The sequence below is a fragment of the Candidatus Steffania adelgidicola genome (assembly GCF_020541225.1).
Taxonomy (GTDB): domain Bacteria; phylum Pseudomonadota; class Gammaproteobacteria; order Enterobacterales; family Enterobacteriaceae; genus Steffania; species Steffania adelgidicola.
Genome location: NZ_CP045889.1, coordinates 909,196 through 926,349 on the forward strand (window position 1 = coordinate 909,196; position 17,154 = coordinate 926,349).

Below are 17,154 nucleotides of genomic sequence, written 5' to 3' on the forward strand. Positions count from 1 at the left end.
GGAGAATAAATTATGAAAGTTGATTTTTCCATCTATCGTTATAATCCTGACGTTGACGAAAAATCGCACATGCAGCTATACACTCTTACTATAGAAGAGGGCTGCGATATGATGTTACTAGATGCGTTAATCCAACTAAAAGAACAGGATCCAAGCTTATCGTTCCGTCGTTCTTGCCGTGAAGGAGTATGCGGCTCTGACGGCGTTAACATAAATGGAAAAAATGGGCTAGCGTGTATTACACCGTTATCTACGCTACATAAGAGCGACCATCAAATCGTCATCCGCCCACTTCCCGGCCTCCCCATTATCCGAGATTTAATAGTGGACATGAGGCAATTCTATGCCCAGTACGAGAAGATCAAACCATTTTTAATTAACGACGGGGGTAATCCTCCTGAACGCGAACATCTTCAATCCCCAGAACAACGCATCAAGCTGGATGGACTGTATGAGTGTATTCTCTGTGCCTGCTGCTCCACTTCCTGTCCGTCCTTCTGGTGGAATCCTGATAAATTTATCGGACCGGCGGGGCTTTTGGCCTCATATCGCTTCCTTATGGATAATCGCGATACCCATCAGAAGGAACGGCTGAATGCGCTAAATGATGCTTTTAGTGTTTTTCGCTGTCACAGCATTATGAATTGTGTCAGCGTATGCCCTAAAGGACTTAACCCCACTAAAGCTATCGGTCATATAAAAAGGATGATAGCACATCATGGCGCCTGATGAGTACTCACGGCCACAACGCACAGCGCCAGAGAAGGCGAAGAACAACGCCTTTGAAGGCTGGTTAGTGGCTCCAATTTTAGCTAGTGCTCAAAGGTTTTCGGATTATAGGGCTGCCATGTGGGTCATCCGCCGACTAAACTGCTTATATGTTATCCGATTTCGGGTTAACCACGGTAAAATTGAAGATTAGCAAGCTTACAAGCTTAAGAGATCATAATGCAGAACGGCGCAATGAAGGCCTGGCTAGATTCCTCCTATCTGGCGGGCGACAACCAGTCTTACATAGAGCACCTCTATGAAGAGTTCTTGAGAAACCCTCAATCTGTCGAGGCTAGTTGGCAGACGATTTTTCAACCTCTGACCCCTACAAGTGTCAACCCAGAACAATGTCACTCAAAAACCCGGGAGCAATTCCGACACCTCGCTAAGGGTGCAAGAATCTATACCACCTCAATCAATAATCCTGATATCGACTCAAAGCAAATCAAAGTTTTACAGCTCATTAACGCTTTCCGTGTCCGCGGACATCAACATGCCGATCTAGATCCTCTACAGTTATGGAAACAGGAAACGATTCCTGACCTCAACCCCGCTTTCCATAACCTCAGTGAAACCGATTTTCAGAAAACATTTAATGTAGGTTCATTTGCCATTGGTTGTGATACCATGCAATTAGCTGATTTATATCAAGCACTAAAAAAAACCTATTGCGGCACAATTGGTGTAGAATATATGCACATCACCAATACCGAAGAAAAACAATGGATCCAGCAACATATTGAGTCGATCCAGGGTCAGGCAAACTTTAGCTGCGAAGAGAAAAAACGTTTTCTCACTGAGCTAACAGCAGCGGAAGGGATTGAGCGCTATCTTGGAGTCAAATTTCCTGGAGCCAAACGTTTTTCATTAGAGGGTGGGGATGCGCTGATTCCGATGCTAAAAGAGATAGTTCGCTATGCCGGAATCAATGGCACTCAGGAAGTAGTTCTGGGAATGGCGCATCGCGGCCGTTTGAACGTACTGGTTAATGTGCTGGGTAAAAAACCACAAGACCTCTTCGACGAGTTTACCGGAAAGCATAAAGAGTATTTAGGTACCGGCGACGTAAAGTACCATCAAGGTTTCTCCTCCGATATTAAAACAGAAGGCGGGTTAGTGCATGTAGCACTAGCGTTCAACCCATCTCATCTCGAAATCGTCAGCGCAGTAGTAATGGGATCCGTGCGCGCGCGGATCGATCGACTAAATGTACACAGCACTGGAATGGTACTACCAATTACCCTCCACGGCGATGCCGCTATCAGTGGGCAAGGAGTCGTACAGGAAACTCTGAATATGTCTAAGGCACGCGCCTATGACGTTGGAGGGACAGTCCGGATTATTATCAATAACCAGATCGGCTTCACAACCTCTAAACCTTATGACGCACGCTCTACCCAGTACTGCACTGATATTGCTAAGATGGTACAAGCACCAATCTTCCACGTCAATGCGGATGATCCTGAATCCGTAGCATTCATCACTCGCCTTGCAATTGACTTCCGCAACACCTTTAAACGAGATGTGGTGATCGATGTGGTCTGCTATCGCCGCCACGGCCATAACGAAGCTGATGAACCAAGCGCCACTCAACCCATGATGTATCAAAAGATTAAAGAGCATCTCACTCCACGTCAAATCTACGCTAACCGTCTTGAGAACGCCGGCATAATTACTCTCGATGAGGCCACCGACATGATTAATATCTTTCGGCAGGCACTAGATCAAGGAGAATGTGTAGTAAAGGAGTGGCGAGAGATGAATAGACACTCTTTTTACTGGCAGCCGTACCTCAATCGCGACTGGGATGAAGACTACCCAAACCAGATAGAGAGCAACCATTTGAAAATGTTAGCTCTGCGTATTAGCGAAGTACCACCAGAGGTGGAGATGCAGCCACGAGTGGCTAAGCTTTATCACGACCGTAATGCAATGGCTCTCGGTAAAAAACCTTTAGACTGGGGTGGTGCAGAAACACTAGCCTACGCTACCCTGCTAGATCAAGGAATCCCAATCCGCCTGTCAGGAGAAGATACGGCGCGTGGTACCTTCTTCCACCGACACTCAGTCATACACAACCAGAAAAATGGCTCGCAGTATACTCCACTCGCTCACCTCCATAAGGTTCAAGGCCGCTTTCGCGTCTGGGATTCAGTTCTCTCGGAAGAAGCAGTACTAGCATTTGAATATGGTTATGCTACCACCGAGCCACGCACATTAGTAATTTGGGAAGCACAATTCGGAGACTTCGCAAACGGCGCCCAGGTAGTCATCGATCAATTTATCAGTTCTGGTGAGCAGAAATGGGGACGCATGTGCGGTTTAGTAATGCTGTTGCCGCACGGTTATGAAGGCCAAGGTCCCGAGCATTCTTCTGCCCGATTAGAGCGCTATCTCCAGCTATGTGCGGAACAAAACATGCAAATATGCATCCCTTCGACACCTTCACAGGTCTATCATATGTTACGGCGGCAAGCGCTGCGCAATATGCGTCGACCTCTAATTGTTATGTCCCCTAAGTCGCTTCTGCGTCATCCTCTTGCTACTTCATCCCTTGATGAGCTTGCTAACGGCACATTTCAACCAGCCATCGGCGAAGTGGAGAACCTAGATCCACAGAGGGTAAAACGCATAGTGATGTGTTCCGGCAAAGTATATTATGATTTGCTAGATCAGCGGCGAAAAAACACGCAGCAAGATGTCGCCATTATGCGCATTGAACAACTTTATCCATTCCCGCTCCGAGCAGTGCGAGAACTGCTATCTCAATATGCGCACGTCCGAGATTTCGTCTGGTGCCAGGAAGAACCGCAGAACCAAGGTGCCTGGTATTGCAGCCAGCACCACTTCCGCGAAGTAATATTCGAAAATGCCACACTGCGCTATGCAGGCCGTCCAGCTTCCGCCTCACCGGCAGTTGGATATTTCTCCGTTCACCAAAGCCAGCAGAAAAATCTGGTCAATGACGCGCTGAACGTTAATTAACAATAAGGATAGAGAATGAGTAGTGTAGATATTCTAGTTCCTGACCTACCTGAATCAGTCTCGGATGCCACGGTTGCTACCTGGCATAAAAAACCCGGTGATAGTGTTCAGCGCGATGAAATCCTGGTCGAGATTGAAACCGACAAAGTAGTACTGGAAGTACCAGCGCCCGAGTTTGGTATTTTGGAAATATTATTGACAGAGGAAGGGACTACCGTTACCGCCCGTCAAGTACTTGGACGACTACGTTTACTTGACAATACCGAAAAAACAATCCCAGAAAAATCCCAGACCCAGGAAATCACATTAACTCAGAATAACATAGAACACCTGGAAAAAGTTAGAAAAGATACCTTAAGCCCTGCCATTCGACGCCTCATTGCTGAACACGATCTTAATCCTAAACCCATTAAGGGCAGCGGCGTTGGCGGACGTCTTACCCGTATGGATATTGAAAAAAATATCCCTAATCAACACAGTATCCCTTCCAGCCACGAACAAATACACTCTGTATCTCCGGCACTCGGAGATCGTAGTGAAAAACGCGTGCCAATGACGCGTCTACGAAAGCGCCTAGCCGAGCGTCTTTTGGAAGCAAAAAACAGTACAGCTATGTTAACAACGTTTAACGAAGTTAACATGCAGCCAGTAATAAATCTTCGCAAGCAGTACGGAGAAGCTTTTGAAAAACGTCACGCTATCCGACTTGGCTTCATGTCTTTTTATGTCAAAGCAGTACTAGAGTCACTGCAACGCTTTCCCGAAGTGAATGCTTCTATCGATGGCGAAGAAGTAGTCTACCATAACTACTTTGATATCAGCATCGCTGTATCTACGCCTCGCGGCTTGGTAACTCCCGTTATAAAAAATATTGATGCACTCAGCATGGCTGATATTGAAAAAAAAATCAAAGAATTAGCTATTAAAGGACGGGACGGTAAACTCAAAGTCGAGGAGATAACTGGTGGAAACTTTACCATCACCAATGGCGGCGTGTTCGGCTCACTAATGTCAACACCCATCATCAACCCGCCACAGAGCGCGATTCTTGGCATGCATTCTATCAATGATCGGCCGATGGCCGTGGATGGGAAAATAATTATTCTTCCAATGATGTATCTGGCTCTTTCTTACGATCACCGCCTGATTGACGGAAAAGAATCCGTGAGCTTCCTGTGCACAGTGAAAGAAATGCTAGAAGACCCTAATCGACTCCTACTGGACGTTTAACGCATGACGGCGATGCCACAACAGACGCAACGCCGCTGACACTCTCTAGATAAAGATGGAACTCACATCATGAATTTACATGAATATCAGGCAAAAAAGCTTTTTGTGCGATATGGTCTGCCTGTGCCAACAGGTTACGCTTGTAATACTCCTCAAGAAGCGGTAGAGTTTGCCTCGAAAATTGGCAGTGGTCCATGGGTACTAAAATGCCAGGTTCACGCTGGCGGGCGAGGTAAATCCGGGGGGGTTAAAATAGTAAAACTGAAAGAAGAAATCCTGGCCTTCACAAAACAATGGTTAGGTAAGCGTTTAATAACCTATCAGACAGACATTTTTGGGCAACCGGTTAATCAGATTTTAGTAGAAGCAGTTACCGATATCCATAAAGAACTATATCTAGGAGCAGTTATTGATCGCAACATAGGTCGAATAGTATTTATGGCCTCTACTTCCGGAGGCATAGAAATTGAACAGGTGGCGGAAGAGACACCTCATCTGATTTATAAAACAATCTTAGATCCACTAACCGGTCCCCAACCTTATCAAGGCCGAGCGCTTGCTTTTAAACTTGGCCTACATGGCAAACAAATCAATCAGTTTAGTACGATCTTCCTTGGTCTGGCAACATTATTTCTAGAACGCGATCTGGCACTACTAGAAATCAATCCACTAGTGATCACACACTCCGGCGATCTAATTTGCCTTGATGGTAAACTAAGCGTCGACGGAAACGCACTTTTCCGACAGTCAGAAATGCGCGAAATGCAGGATCATAGCCAAGAAGACGAACGTGAAGCGCACGCCATGCATTTAGAGTTAAATTATGTAGCACTAGACGGAAACATTGGTTGCATGGTCAATGGGGCCGGTCTAGCAATGGGAACAATGGATATTGTTAAACTTCACGGTGGTGCACCAGCTAACTTCCTTGATGTAGGTGGTAGTGCAGACAAGGAGCGCGTCACTGAAGCGTTTAAGCTTATTCTGTCAGATGAGAAAGTAAAAGCGGTACTAGTAAATATTTTCGGAGGTATCGTTCGCTGTGATTTGATCGCCGATGGCATCATCCTCGCGGTATCTGAAGTAGGCGTCAAGGTCCCCGTAGTAGTCCGACTGGAAGGAAATAATGCCGAACTTGGCAGAAAACGCTTGCTAGATAGCGGACTGAAGATCAGTCCTTCCAGGAATCTCACCGATGCAGTAAAACAAGTTGTCAGTGCAGTGGAGAGTACATAATGTCAATTTTAATTAATAAACACACTAAAGTCCTTTGCCAAGGTTTTACTGGTAGTCAAGGCACTTTCCACTCTAAACAGGCGATAGCTTATGGAACTCAAATGGTTGGCGGCGTTACACCTGGTAAAGGTAATACAAAACATCTTGGTATACCAGTGTATAATACAGTACGCGAAGCAGTTGAAAAAACTGGAGCTACAGCATCTGTTATCTATGTACCCGCACCCTTTTGCAAAGACTCGATATTAGAATCCATTGATGCTGGAATTGAGCTGATTATCTGTATTACTGAAGGTATCCCAATCTTGGATATGCTGACAGTGAAAAGCAAACTTGATCAAAGCAAAACCCGTATGATTGGACCTAACTGCCCGGGCGTTATCACTCCGGGAGAATGTAAAATAGGTATTATGCCAGGACATATCCATCAAGCTGGTCGAGTAGGAATCATTTCCCGCTCCGGGACACTGACATATGAGGCTGTAAAGCAAACTACTGACACTGGCCTTGGCCAATCCAGCTGTATCGGTATTGGCGGAGATCCAATCTCCGGATCGAACTTTGTCGATATCTTGAAATTGTTTGAAGAGGATCCACAGACGGAAGGTATCGTAATTATCGGTGAAATCGGGGGTACTGCAGAAGAAGTTGCAGCTATTTATATCAAGAATCACATCACTAAACCGGTTATCGGCTATATCGCTGGCGTAACGGCACCAAAAGGAAAACGCATGGGACATGCAGGCGCGATCATCGCAAGCGGAAAGGGAACGGCAGATGAAAAATTTGCCGCCCTGCAAGCCGCAGGGGTTAAGACTGTAAGCAACCTCACTAAAATCGGCGAAACGATGAAGCAAATTTTATCAAAATAAAACCGAGCCGTCGGAAGACGGCAATAATAAATAAAAAAGATTATTTAACAGAGATGATCGTAATCATCTCTACATACATATTACATCATCACACTAGGCTTTTTTCATACATGTTTCTTATATTTTATATTAGATTCAAAAGATAACCCGATACTTTCTATTTATTGTGCCATACCAAATAAATATAGAAAATACTCCGTTTCACCTATCTAAGGTAGGTAATCTATTAGCTACCGTCTAATTTTAGTAAAAAAAGAATAAAATAACCTGTTGAATCGAGTAATTTACACCTATATAAATAAATTGTTACATAGGTAGTTAAAACTCATCATATTTTAATCCTACACAATTTTAAAGAAAGATGGCTGACTTTAATCAGAATCAGAGATAAAAATTGTATATCGTTCAAAATCGAACATATTTTAAATATGTACTTAAAATCTACTGTTTTTATTCCCGACAACCGTATAAAAACGGCACTTTTATCTATAAAAAAATAGATAAACAGTGAAACCAAAAGTGATTTAAAAATCATAGACAATAATTCATACCTATATTATAAGATAATGACGGCATCAATTATACTAATACATCAATCTTAAAGTTCCGACTCAATAGTTAAGTGAAAACTTAGCGAATATATTTTCCTTTTAAAAACTGCTTTATTAAAAATAATATAATAAGTTCCATTGCCAAACCCATTGTACCTCCCAGCACCACAAGTATATTGATGTTAGATATCAACGATCCCTGTAAGATTGCTAGTAAATAAAGAAAATTGATATTGTTAAGACTGCGGCAGTGTATAACCAGAAAATTTTCATCTCGTGATGGAATCGTCTTAGCTGAAAACGGATTAGGGATATCTACTTTCGATACCCACTGAAAGGCAATATTTGTTCGGAATGATTTCGGTGTTATAAAATTGATATCATCTTCCATAGCTCTTACTATTGACTATCAGCACTATCCCCACTAGTAAATCTACATATTTCGAAACATCATTAAACGCGGTCACAGCGCCGCCATACAGCCCTTCATAAAATAATAGATCTATTGACTCAAACAACTTCTGCCAAGGCGTAAAAGTACCGGGGACCTGATTATATGAAACAGCTTCGTCGTAAGTATGCAAATATTTGCGTGCCTTCCCTCAGCTACTTTTCGAATATTGATAAAAAGTCTTCTCCAGAAGATCAAAGTTATTAGCCATCGACCCGAAATGACTCATTATACTTACCTAAATCACGCGATTTAGGAATGGCTCGGTCCATTACAAATGAATAAAATACTGAAAGCTATCACCTTCAATTTATGCGATGAGGATATCTCATTATTGAAAGATTTTTTTTCGAAAATCTAAACTGGTGATTGTGGTTCTTGCACTACTAGTACCGGTAATAACAATTATTGGATGCTGTGGTGACATAATACAACCTCAATAATATTGATATAGGCAATCGATTTAATTTTAATTACATTATATAAAGTTACTATATCGCAGTAGCTATCTTTTGTTACCTTTAAAATATTTTATTTGTCTTTAATATTGTACTGAGTACTAAATGTAGATCCTGGCTTTTTGAAAATTCATTGTCCCATGAAAACAATACACATAAAATAAATAAAGAATATATTTATTAATATTGTATTATATAAAATATAATGAAAATTCTCGCATTATTAACTTATTGGTATAGAAGCAATGTTCTATTAATGACTGTGAATACACGAAATTAATCCAATAACAATATAGATATAGTGCTAATACATAATCATTAATACTTATTCTCATATCCTTTACTATATATTTCTCTCAATCAATACTGGTTTTTTTTCTAAAATTAATCACAATGAGATATCAGTGATTAACCACTAATTAATCTCCTTCGCTATATAAAATCTATATTCAAACTATTTTCTTTATAAACAGTATTATCTAAACTAACTCATCAAACCATACCCAATATTTCTTAATAATTTAAGAAATAACATCTGTTTTCCTGATTGCATCATATATTGATACTTATAAATTAAATACTTTTTCAATAAAAAACTATTTAATATATTTAGCTATCAACTGGATTTGCTTATTAATTATTTATTAATATTCTAAACCATTACTTTAAAATAAAAACAAGTATTAACGATTTTCGTTCTATCTTCATATTTTAATCGATAATTTGATTAGTTAATAACAGTTACTATTTCTAATAGTATATAAAATATATCTCTGAATTTTATTCACTCCATTGAAGATTATGGATATCTCATTATTCTTCTCAAATAAAAGATACTCGCACCAGACAAGACCTACCACTGGCACTTTACAAGTATATTATTTTAAAGAATTTTCTCATAATCCAGTATAAAATTACAAATTTTATCGTATTTTAATTCGAATTGGATTATTATTCAAGTGAGAATATAAAGTAGGAAGTTTATGTAAAATTCAGTTTAAATAATCTAAGTTTCACCATGGTGAAGATGAAAATAATAAACTTAATTGCTTTTATATTTAGATGTAAACATCCCTAAAAACATGAAATAAACTGCATAAATATTAATTTCATAAACAAGATAAAATCTTGTACTAAATCTATATCTGTCTTTCAAAAAGACAAAAAGAATAATATTAGGATGTTCTATAATCTTAATAAAAAGACATTTTTACTGATCATCTATTAGATAGCCATAGAAGATATGAGGAAATTTATAGACGCTCGTTTTCTTTTTGAAAATACCTTGGGATAAATAAAGAAATATATAAATATTTCCTATAAAGCTCTACTTTGGTATTCTAAATAAAAAAATTAGATTACATTCATCTATATATCAAGCAATACAAATAGGAATACTCTAATAGAGTATTAAAAACAAAACTCTATCATGATCTATGAAGAATTTATATTCCATGAATCAGATATATTTCAAGAAATAATCTTGCTATCTTCTATTGCATATTTTAAAGGCATTATAGTTTATTTGTACACTGTCTGCTTGATGTTAGAACTAAGCCCACTTCACAACCTAAACAGCAACCAAGCAACTACTATTTTATCAGCAGTTGCTTGAGAGGAAGTATAATGCATCCTCTACGCAAAAAAAAAAGACTAAAAAATAGTCTGAGATAACAGACTACACTATTGACCTTGTTTATTTCTAAAGGTATTTATAATATTTTAGATGACATGGTGATAGAACACATACTATATACCAGAATAAACAGTTCTAAACTAAAACCGTATTGTTTAAATACGTTCTCTCATACCTCCAAATCAAACAACTCTTGCAAGCGCTGACGCCGGCGAATTTGCCTGGGCTGCCCTTGTTCAAATAAAACTTCGGGCAATAGCGGGCGACTATTATAGTTGGAAGACATAGAGGCACCATAAGCCCCAGTATCGTGAAAAATTAGATAATCCCCTACCTGAGACTGCTTAGGTAAACGACAGGGTACAATTCCGCTATCGCTAGCTTGGGTAAAGACATCGCCAGATTCACACAGTGGACCTCCCACTACAGTATCACGCAGCGATTGTGCTCCGTTATCACCATCGCTACTACCATCCGCCGGCAATAGTGATATCGCATGGTGGCTGCCATACATTGCTGGGCGCATTAGATCATTAAAGCCCACATCCACTAACACAAAATGCGATTTACCCATATCTTTTACCGCCCTGATTTTCGTCACCAGGACACCTGATTCCGCTACTAGAAACCGACCAGGTTCAATCTCAAGCGTTACTGCATGCTCCAGATGTTCGCTAATTTTTCGCCGGGCGGCATCCCACAACCCAAAGTAATGTTCAAGATCAATCACTTCATCTCCAGCACGATAAGGTACTGATAATCCCCCTCCAGCAGAAATAACCGAAAGATCTAATCCGCTAGCAATCACTTGTTTCACCATAGCATCGCAGACCTGGGATAGGTGATTGTAATCCACACCCGAACCAATATGCATGTGCATGCCGATAAGTCGCAGGTTATATCGCTGAATAAGGGCGATAGCCATTGATAAATCTTCATGCCAAATGCCATGCTTGCTATTTTCGCCACCGGTATTCGTTTTTTTACTGTGGCCGTGACCAAAGCCCGGGTTGATTCTTAGCCAGACAGCATGCCCTGGCGAGCGGACACCGAGCTGCGTCAGCATATCTGCAGAGCCAACGTTAACCGGAATACTAAGTTCAACCACTCGCGCAAGGGTTGGTTCATCCAACAAATCAGCGGTAAAGACAATTTCATCGTTCTCTGTACCCGGCTGAAAACCAGCAAGCAAAGCGCGCTCAATCTCTCCGAGAGAAACTGAGTCTACCTTTACTCCATACCGACGCATGAGGGATAATAAGTGAATGTTTGAACACGCTTTCTGGGCAAAACGAATCACATCGAAACGGCGTAATTGTCTAATCCTCGCTTGGATGATTTCCGCCTCATACACCCATACAGGGCCACCATACTGGTGATATAATGGTAATAAATTAGCAGCGTTCAGATCTCGCTCTGTCGCATAAAGATTGTGCGGCATGATAGTCCTTGAATAAAATAGATCGCTTCCAGCAACGACAGCTTAGGTTTGTGGATTCTCTGTGTCATCCATTGACACCTGTTAATCTTCACATCCAAGAATAAAGATGATTGGTTTTAAAATAATTCAGAATTAATTACATGTGAATCTCTGATAGACTAAAATACTACCCTGTTCTGCAACAGAAATATCTATATATACTGGCTAAAAAGTAAAATATGTCAAAATTGGTTTATTTTCATGACATTGCCAGTATAAAAAGAGTGGTTTTTCAGCTTATATTCGATAGCAACATTTTATATTCGCCTTTCATGCAATCTGCTTTGCTCTACTTGATACATGAAGCATACCAAATAGGTCAGACGCGTTTAGTGTTATAAACACCAATTAAAACCCATTACATAGCTAGATCTATAGTGAAAAAATCTCTTATCATGAGAACATATTTAATATATTCGGACATTACTGTATGTTTATATAAACTCAAATGTAACCCATTATTTTTGAATATGTTATTATATGGTTTTTATGTTGTCTGCTTTTTGATATGAGTACATACGTACTCCCTGCTATTCTCAAGAAAAAAACAAGATGTAAGCCTCATCACATCATTACTAAACATAGTAAAAAAGAGAAAAGTATTTTTTAGAAAAATTCTAAAACTCTTTTGAAAGAGTCAACTGTATTATCTGAAAATCAGGATTTCATCCCATTCTTAACAGAAGCGATTTATGCGATAGATACAGCATTAGCAGAGCTAATATAATACTTAGAGCTACAGTCAATACAGATTTATGACTATACCTAAGCCATCGTTCTAGTTTTTAGAGCTGATATTTCCTGGGTATATAGAAATATATCTTCATAATGTTTTTACTCGACTATATTGCCCACTAGTTGTGTCACTTTTCAAAAAAATAAGTGTTGAGATCTTCTCTTATAACCCATGCAAAACTATGGTTTATATAGAAAAAACAGAATCAATCAAACCAATGCGGTTTTTTAAAAGAACGCTAAAGTAATAATTTATATGTTTCTATGATTGCAAGGTATTCATGTTTAATAACAAAAAATTCGAAGTTACTCCGCACTGTTAATATCTTTATCTTCACCATTAATCTTCTGACTACTAAAGATAATCACGATACTGTGAGTCTAAATAACATCATTCATTTCTAATACATATTAAAGCAAATAATATCCATTTAATGAAACAGGTTATTATTTAATTTTATTCGCTGATTCTTAAAAAACACCCTTTTGTTTTCGAGAGAGACCAGATGAGGTAGGGCCGTGATGGATTATATTTTCTATTTTTTTAAAATAGTCAATCTCTTTTTTATACATAAAACAGTTCTCGATCCGTTTTTAGTAAGTATCTAAGTATTTTGTGTTTTTTTAAGTTAGATGCATCTATCCTTCGCTTGAGTCTAGTTAATGATCTTAACTGTATTTGATGTATTCAACGAAATACAGATATAAATACAAATATAGATTCTATAAAAACACTTTACTTTTTTTTAGAGGTCTTCAATTCTTTGTATTCTGTTTACACATCGATTTATCTTTAAAATCAACCAAATTGATTACTTGAATTACATAATTAGAATTAAATACCTTAGCCATAAGAAAAACGCTAACTACCTTGACACTTAACACCATCGGTGGCCTGGATAATACCAGTACATTTATCTACGGACCAGTATAGTAAAAAATGATAGATCTGACTCCGTCAACTAATAAAAGTTAACGATAACATAATAAATTTCTCTTACCTAAGGAACTAACGGGGAAGAAAACTAGTAAACGGAGAATATTATCAAATTTTAAAAAAAGCATTTTTCAACCTTTTCTTATAACGAAGAATTCTGGAAACTCTTTGAAATAAATAAATGGTAACCGATCACTTTTTTCGTGATTATAAGGGTAGTCTAATTGAGTCCCGGCACTAATCTTCCAAATAAGATTTCCTGCCTCTCCTTGATTTATTTCGGACTCCGACGGACAACACCCCGGAACATATGTTGCAATCCTCTCCTATTTTTAACTTATGCTTCCAATACTCCTATTCCAAGAGTTATTGTGGAAATTTTTGGGTTATAACGCTTCTCTAAGATAAAAAGAGATAAAGTATGAAATAAAAATTCAAAAGGAGACCTTATTTGGACAGTAGCACCATTATGAATGTATTTATTATCGGTTCAATATTGGTGGGGAGTAGTATCCTCCTTAGTTCTTTTTCCTCACGTCTTGGTATTCCTATTCTAGTGATTTTTCTAACTATTGGCATGTTAGCCGGAATTGATGGCCTAGGTGGAATTGCGTTTGATAACTATCCTGTTGCATATTTGATTAGTAATCTAGCACAGGCGGTGATTTTACTAGATGGCGGTATGCGTACACGCACCACTGCTTTTCGTGTTGCTCTTTGGCCCTCATTATCCCTGGCAACGGTGGGAGTGATAATCACTACTGGCTTAACTGGCATGGCCGCAACGTGGCTCTTTGGATTAAATATAATTGAAGGCATGCTGATCGGCGCCATTGTTGCTTCTACCGACGCTGCAGCTGTATTCTCACTGCTAGGTAATAAGGGGTTAAACGAACGTGTGACATCTACGCTCGAGCTCGAATCAGGCAGCAACGATCCGATGGCAGTATTTCTGACTATAACGCTAATAACCATGATTCAAAAGGATCAAACCCACCTTAACTGGCTATTTTTAATAAATTTTATTCGCGCATTTGGCTTGGCTATTCTCATTGGTCTCGCGGGAGGGTGGCTGTTACAACAAATCATCAACCGTATTTCACTAGCTAACGGTCTTTACCCACTCCTAGCGGTAAGCGGGGGCATTATGATTTTTTCTCTCACTACTGCGCTAGAAGGCAGCGGTATTCTAGCAGTCTATCTTTGCGGTTTTGTGCTAGGAAACCGACCGATCAGAAACCGATACGGTATTTTGCAAACTTTTGACGGCATGGCCTGGCTTAGCCAGATCTGCATGTTTTTGGTATTAGGCTTATTAGTTACACCAAGCGATTTATGGATGATTTGCATTCCCGCACTTGTTCTCTCACTGTGGTTGATGCTCGTTGCACGTCCGCTCTCAATTTTGGTTGGTCTTCTACCATTTCGCCACTACACCACGCGAGAACGGGTTTTTCTCTCCTGGGTTGGCCTACGAGGCGCGGTGCCAATCATCTTGGCAGTCTTCCCGATGATGGCAGGCTTAGACAATGCACGTTTATATTTCAATGTAGCGTTTTTTATTGTGCTCATTTCCCTGCTATTACAGGGAACCTCTCTTGGATTTGCCGCCTATCTAGCAAAAGTAATCGTGCCCCCTACTGCCTCTCCGATTTCCCGCATTGGAATGGATATTCATCCAGACAACCCATGGGAGCAATTTATTTACCAATTAGGAAACACCAACTGGTGTATCGGTGCGGCTCTGCGTGATCTAAAAATGCCCCGTCATACAGGTATTGCCGCTCTTTTTCGTGATAATGTATTATTTCATCCAACTGCTCATACTCGTCTACGAGAAAGAGATATTCTTTGCATTATTGGTCGAGAGAAAGATTTACCCGCGCTGGGCAGACTATTTAGTCAATCGCCGCCTATTGCACTCGATCAGAGATTTTTTGGGGATTTTATCCTAGAAGCCAGTGCCAATTTACGTGATATCTCATCTATTTACGGTCTAGAATTTCCTGGAGAAATCGGTTCTGAACTAACACTCGGACAGTTCGTCATGACCTTACTGGGTGGAGGTGAACCAGTAGTCGGCGATAATGTCCTAGCAGAAGGCGTTATCTGGACCATCGCCGAAAAAGATAAACATCAAGTTAGAAAAATTGGCATAAAGCTTGCTGAGGAACTAACCTAAATCTAGACGAGATCTCCAAGAATCAGGAGATAATAATACCTTTATCTACACGGAAAAACAGTTGAATGCTCAATATCTCTTGTCATATCCCTGAAGATACCTCAATGAAGTGTTTAAATCCTTCAGATTGAACTATGTAAGAGTCTTTCATACTGACGTAAAGATTCCACCCTTTCTAATACTGGTTAAGCGATAGCGCTATTAATAAATCGACATAATCTTACACGCTTTACCAGCATGAATGCCATAGTTTTACAACACCGCTGACATATGTTTATTATGTTAGTGCAACATACTCTTTATCTTCAGATAGACTAGAGGGCTGAGAGCCCTCTCATACCAAGCTCTGCTTATAATCGTTAAAACTCATATTTTCCTATAACAATATATTTTCTCATCCTGAAAGATAATTTGTATATTCCTTGCTATTGTTTGTCGATAAAAACCAATAGTTAACTATAGAATATTATCAATAAGTAATATACAAAAGCATCACGCTTAAACTTTAATCTGAATCTTCTATAAAAGGAGAGAAAAAATTGAACCCCATGATATATACTAAAACAAAACCTTATACAATCTTATTCACTATTTATTAAATAATACTTTTACTACTAAATATAGGGAAACCCACGAATCACTATAAATATCATATACCATACACTTTTACTGCTGTTCAATTGATATTACGAGCATTCTTCACTTTCTGCTTACAGAAGAATATATTGAGCCTAATCAGGTATAAAAGAATCAAGAATTTTCCCAATGATGAATTCAAAATTCAAAAAATAGAGGGTAAGCGATTTTTTTTCTAGAAAACAATGCGACTTCTTGAATAGAAACAACGTTATCTTTTCATGCTAGTAAGATTTATTTATAATCCTTAATACCATCCAGTGTTTATCATTGATACAGTGTCAATTCATATACTTTATAAAGCTCGTCTACAGTTTATAAAAACTCAGCACTTACCCAAAGTAATTCTCCGAGAATAAAGTGCATTTTTCTTTTTAATAAAAAAGACTCGTTGATATTTTATTCTAGATAATATATCTCAAGTCCCAATGTTCTATACAGAAGCCCAAGTACGAAAATAGATAAAAATGACAAAAGATAAGACGGGTGGATAAGCGACTTAATTTCAATCGCAAGATACAGATATTAATAGCTCTATATCCATATATATATTTACAAACCACTTTAATAAGAAATTTAATCAATAAAATATGGATATCTTACAAACTCATTATAAACCGATATGATATATCCTTTTAAAACTAAATATTCGGTACATCAACATTGATAAATTCATCATAATTTCAAGTTATGTAAAGTTAAAACCCAAGTGTACTTGGATTTTATGTAAATCGTACATATATTACATAAAGCAATATATGATAATTTTATATTGGATTTTTTTTTGAACGTGAAAACCCACCCATGCAGTAATGCGTTATGTTATGAAATAAGTTTCTATTAATTTTCTATATCAAACTTTTATAACCCACACATATATTTCTCTTAAACGCAGACAACCTCCTCGGTTACCTATATATCTAATCAGAGGATAGAGAGATATAGTGTTAATTTACATATCCATATCAAATACCTTGCTTATACAAGCATCTAC

Annotated in this window: 8 protein-coding genes and 1 pseudogene; 7 read left to right on the plus strand and 2 right to left on the minus strand. The window is 38.9% G+C overall.

The genetic code is table 11. The annotated features are described in order from the left end of the window. The first annotated feature begins 12 nt into the window (after positions 1 to 12). The 6 genes from GFK82_RS02585 (at position 13) to sucD (ending at position 7,094) form a co-directional block, all read left to right on the plus strand. Positions 13 to 729: a succinate dehydrogenase iron-sulfur subunit gene (locus GFK82_RS02585; protein ID WP_226810381.1), complete on the plus strand. Its 717-nt coding sequence runs from the start codon at positions 13 to 15 to the stop codon at positions 727 to 729. Next, positions 719 to 922 carry a hypothetical protein gene (locus GFK82_RS02590; protein WP_226810382.1) on the plus strand — a complete coding sequence of 68 codons (204 nt, stop codon included), beginning with the start codon at positions 719 to 721 and terminating at the stop codon, positions 920 to 922. The genes GFK82_RS02585 and GFK82_RS02590 overlap by 11 nt, the downstream gene beginning before the upstream one ends. A 26-nt stretch (positions 923 to 948) precedes the next feature. Continuing rightward, entirely contained in the window at positions 949 to 3,756 is a 2,808-nt protein-coding gene (gene sucA, locus GFK82_RS02595; RefSeq protein ID WP_226810383.1) for a 2-oxoglutarate dehydrogenase E1 component, read from the plus strand. A gap of 15 nt (positions 3,757 to 3,771) precedes the next feature. Beyond that, the gene (gene odhB, locus GFK82_RS02600) at positions 3,772 to 4,986 is read left to right on the plus strand and encodes a 2-oxoglutarate dehydrogenase complex dihydrolipoyllysine-residue succinyltransferase (protein WP_226810384.1); all 1,215 of its coding nucleotides are present in this window, start codon (positions 3,772 to 3,774) and stop codon (positions 4,984 to 4,986) included. A 69-nt stretch (positions 4,987 to 5,055) separates the two neighbouring features. Next, entirely contained in the window at positions 5,056 to 6,222 is a 1,167-nt protein-coding gene (gene sucC, locus GFK82_RS02605; protein WP_226810385.1) for an ADP-forming succinate--CoA ligase subunit beta, read from the plus strand. Then, positions 6,222 to 7,094, plus strand: a complete 873-nt coding sequence (gene sucD / locus GFK82_RS02610; protein ID WP_226810386.1) for a succinate--CoA ligase subunit alpha — start codon at positions 6,222 to 6,224, stop codon at positions 7,092 to 7,094. The genes sucC and sucD overlap by 1 nt, the downstream gene beginning before the upstream one ends. A 630-nt stretch (positions 7,095 to 7,724) precedes the next feature. Here the strand turns inward: sucD and GFK82_RS02615 are convergent. Together GFK82_RS02615 and lysA are read right to left on the minus strand one after the other, a co-directional pair. Continuing rightward, positions 7,725 to 8,523 (minus strand): annotated as a pseudogene (locus GFK82_RS02615) (nucleoside/nucleotide kinase family protein). A 1,836-nt stretch (positions 8,524 to 10,359) separates the two neighbouring features. Beyond that, on the minus strand, positions 10,360 to 11,631 hold the full coding sequence (gene lysA / locus GFK82_RS02620; RefSeq protein WP_226810387.1) for a diaminopimelate decarboxylase: 1,272 nt from the start codon (positions 11,629 to 11,631) through the stop codon (positions 10,360 to 10,362). A 2,162-nt stretch (positions 11,632 to 13,793) separates the two neighbouring features. On the opposite strand from lysA, the gene GFK82_RS02625 reads away from it, so the two are divergent. Next, on the plus strand, positions 13,794 to 15,524 hold the full coding sequence (locus tag GFK82_RS02625) for a potassium/proton antiporter (protein ID WP_226810388.1): 1,731 nt from the start codon (positions 13,794 to 13,796) through the stop codon (positions 15,522 to 15,524). Positions 15,525 to 17,154 lie beyond the last annotated feature (1,630 nt).

What these genes read in the sequence shown, in the direction of transcription:
- odhB (WP_226810384.1), top strand. Translation starts at nt 3,772, where the DNA reads ATGAGTAGTGTAGATATTCTAGTTCCTGACCTACCTGAATCAGTCTCG.
- sucA (WP_226810383.1), top strand. Translation starts at nt 949, where the DNA reads ATGCAGAACGGCGCAATGAAGGCCTGGCTAGATTCCTCCTATCTGGCG.
- GFK82_RS02590 (WP_226810382.1), top strand. Translation starts at nt 719, where the DNA reads ATGGCGCCTGATGAGTACTCACGGCCACAACGCACAGCGCCAGAGAAG.
- GFK82_RS02585 (WP_226810381.1), top strand. Translation starts at nt 13, where the DNA reads ATGAAAGTTGATTTTTCCATCTATCGTTATAATCCTGACGTTGACGAA.
- sucC (WP_226810385.1), top strand. Translation starts at nt 5,056, where the DNA reads ATGAATTTACATGAATATCAGGCAAAAAAGCTTTTTGTGCGATATGGT.
- sucD (WP_226810386.1), top strand. Translation starts at nt 6,222, where the DNA reads ATGTCAATTTTAATTAATAAACACACTAAAGTCCTTTGCCAAGGTTTT.
- lysA (WP_226810387.1), bottom strand. Translation starts at nt 11,631, where the DNA reads ATGCCGCACAATCTTTATGCGACAGAGCGAGATCTGAACGCTGCTAAT.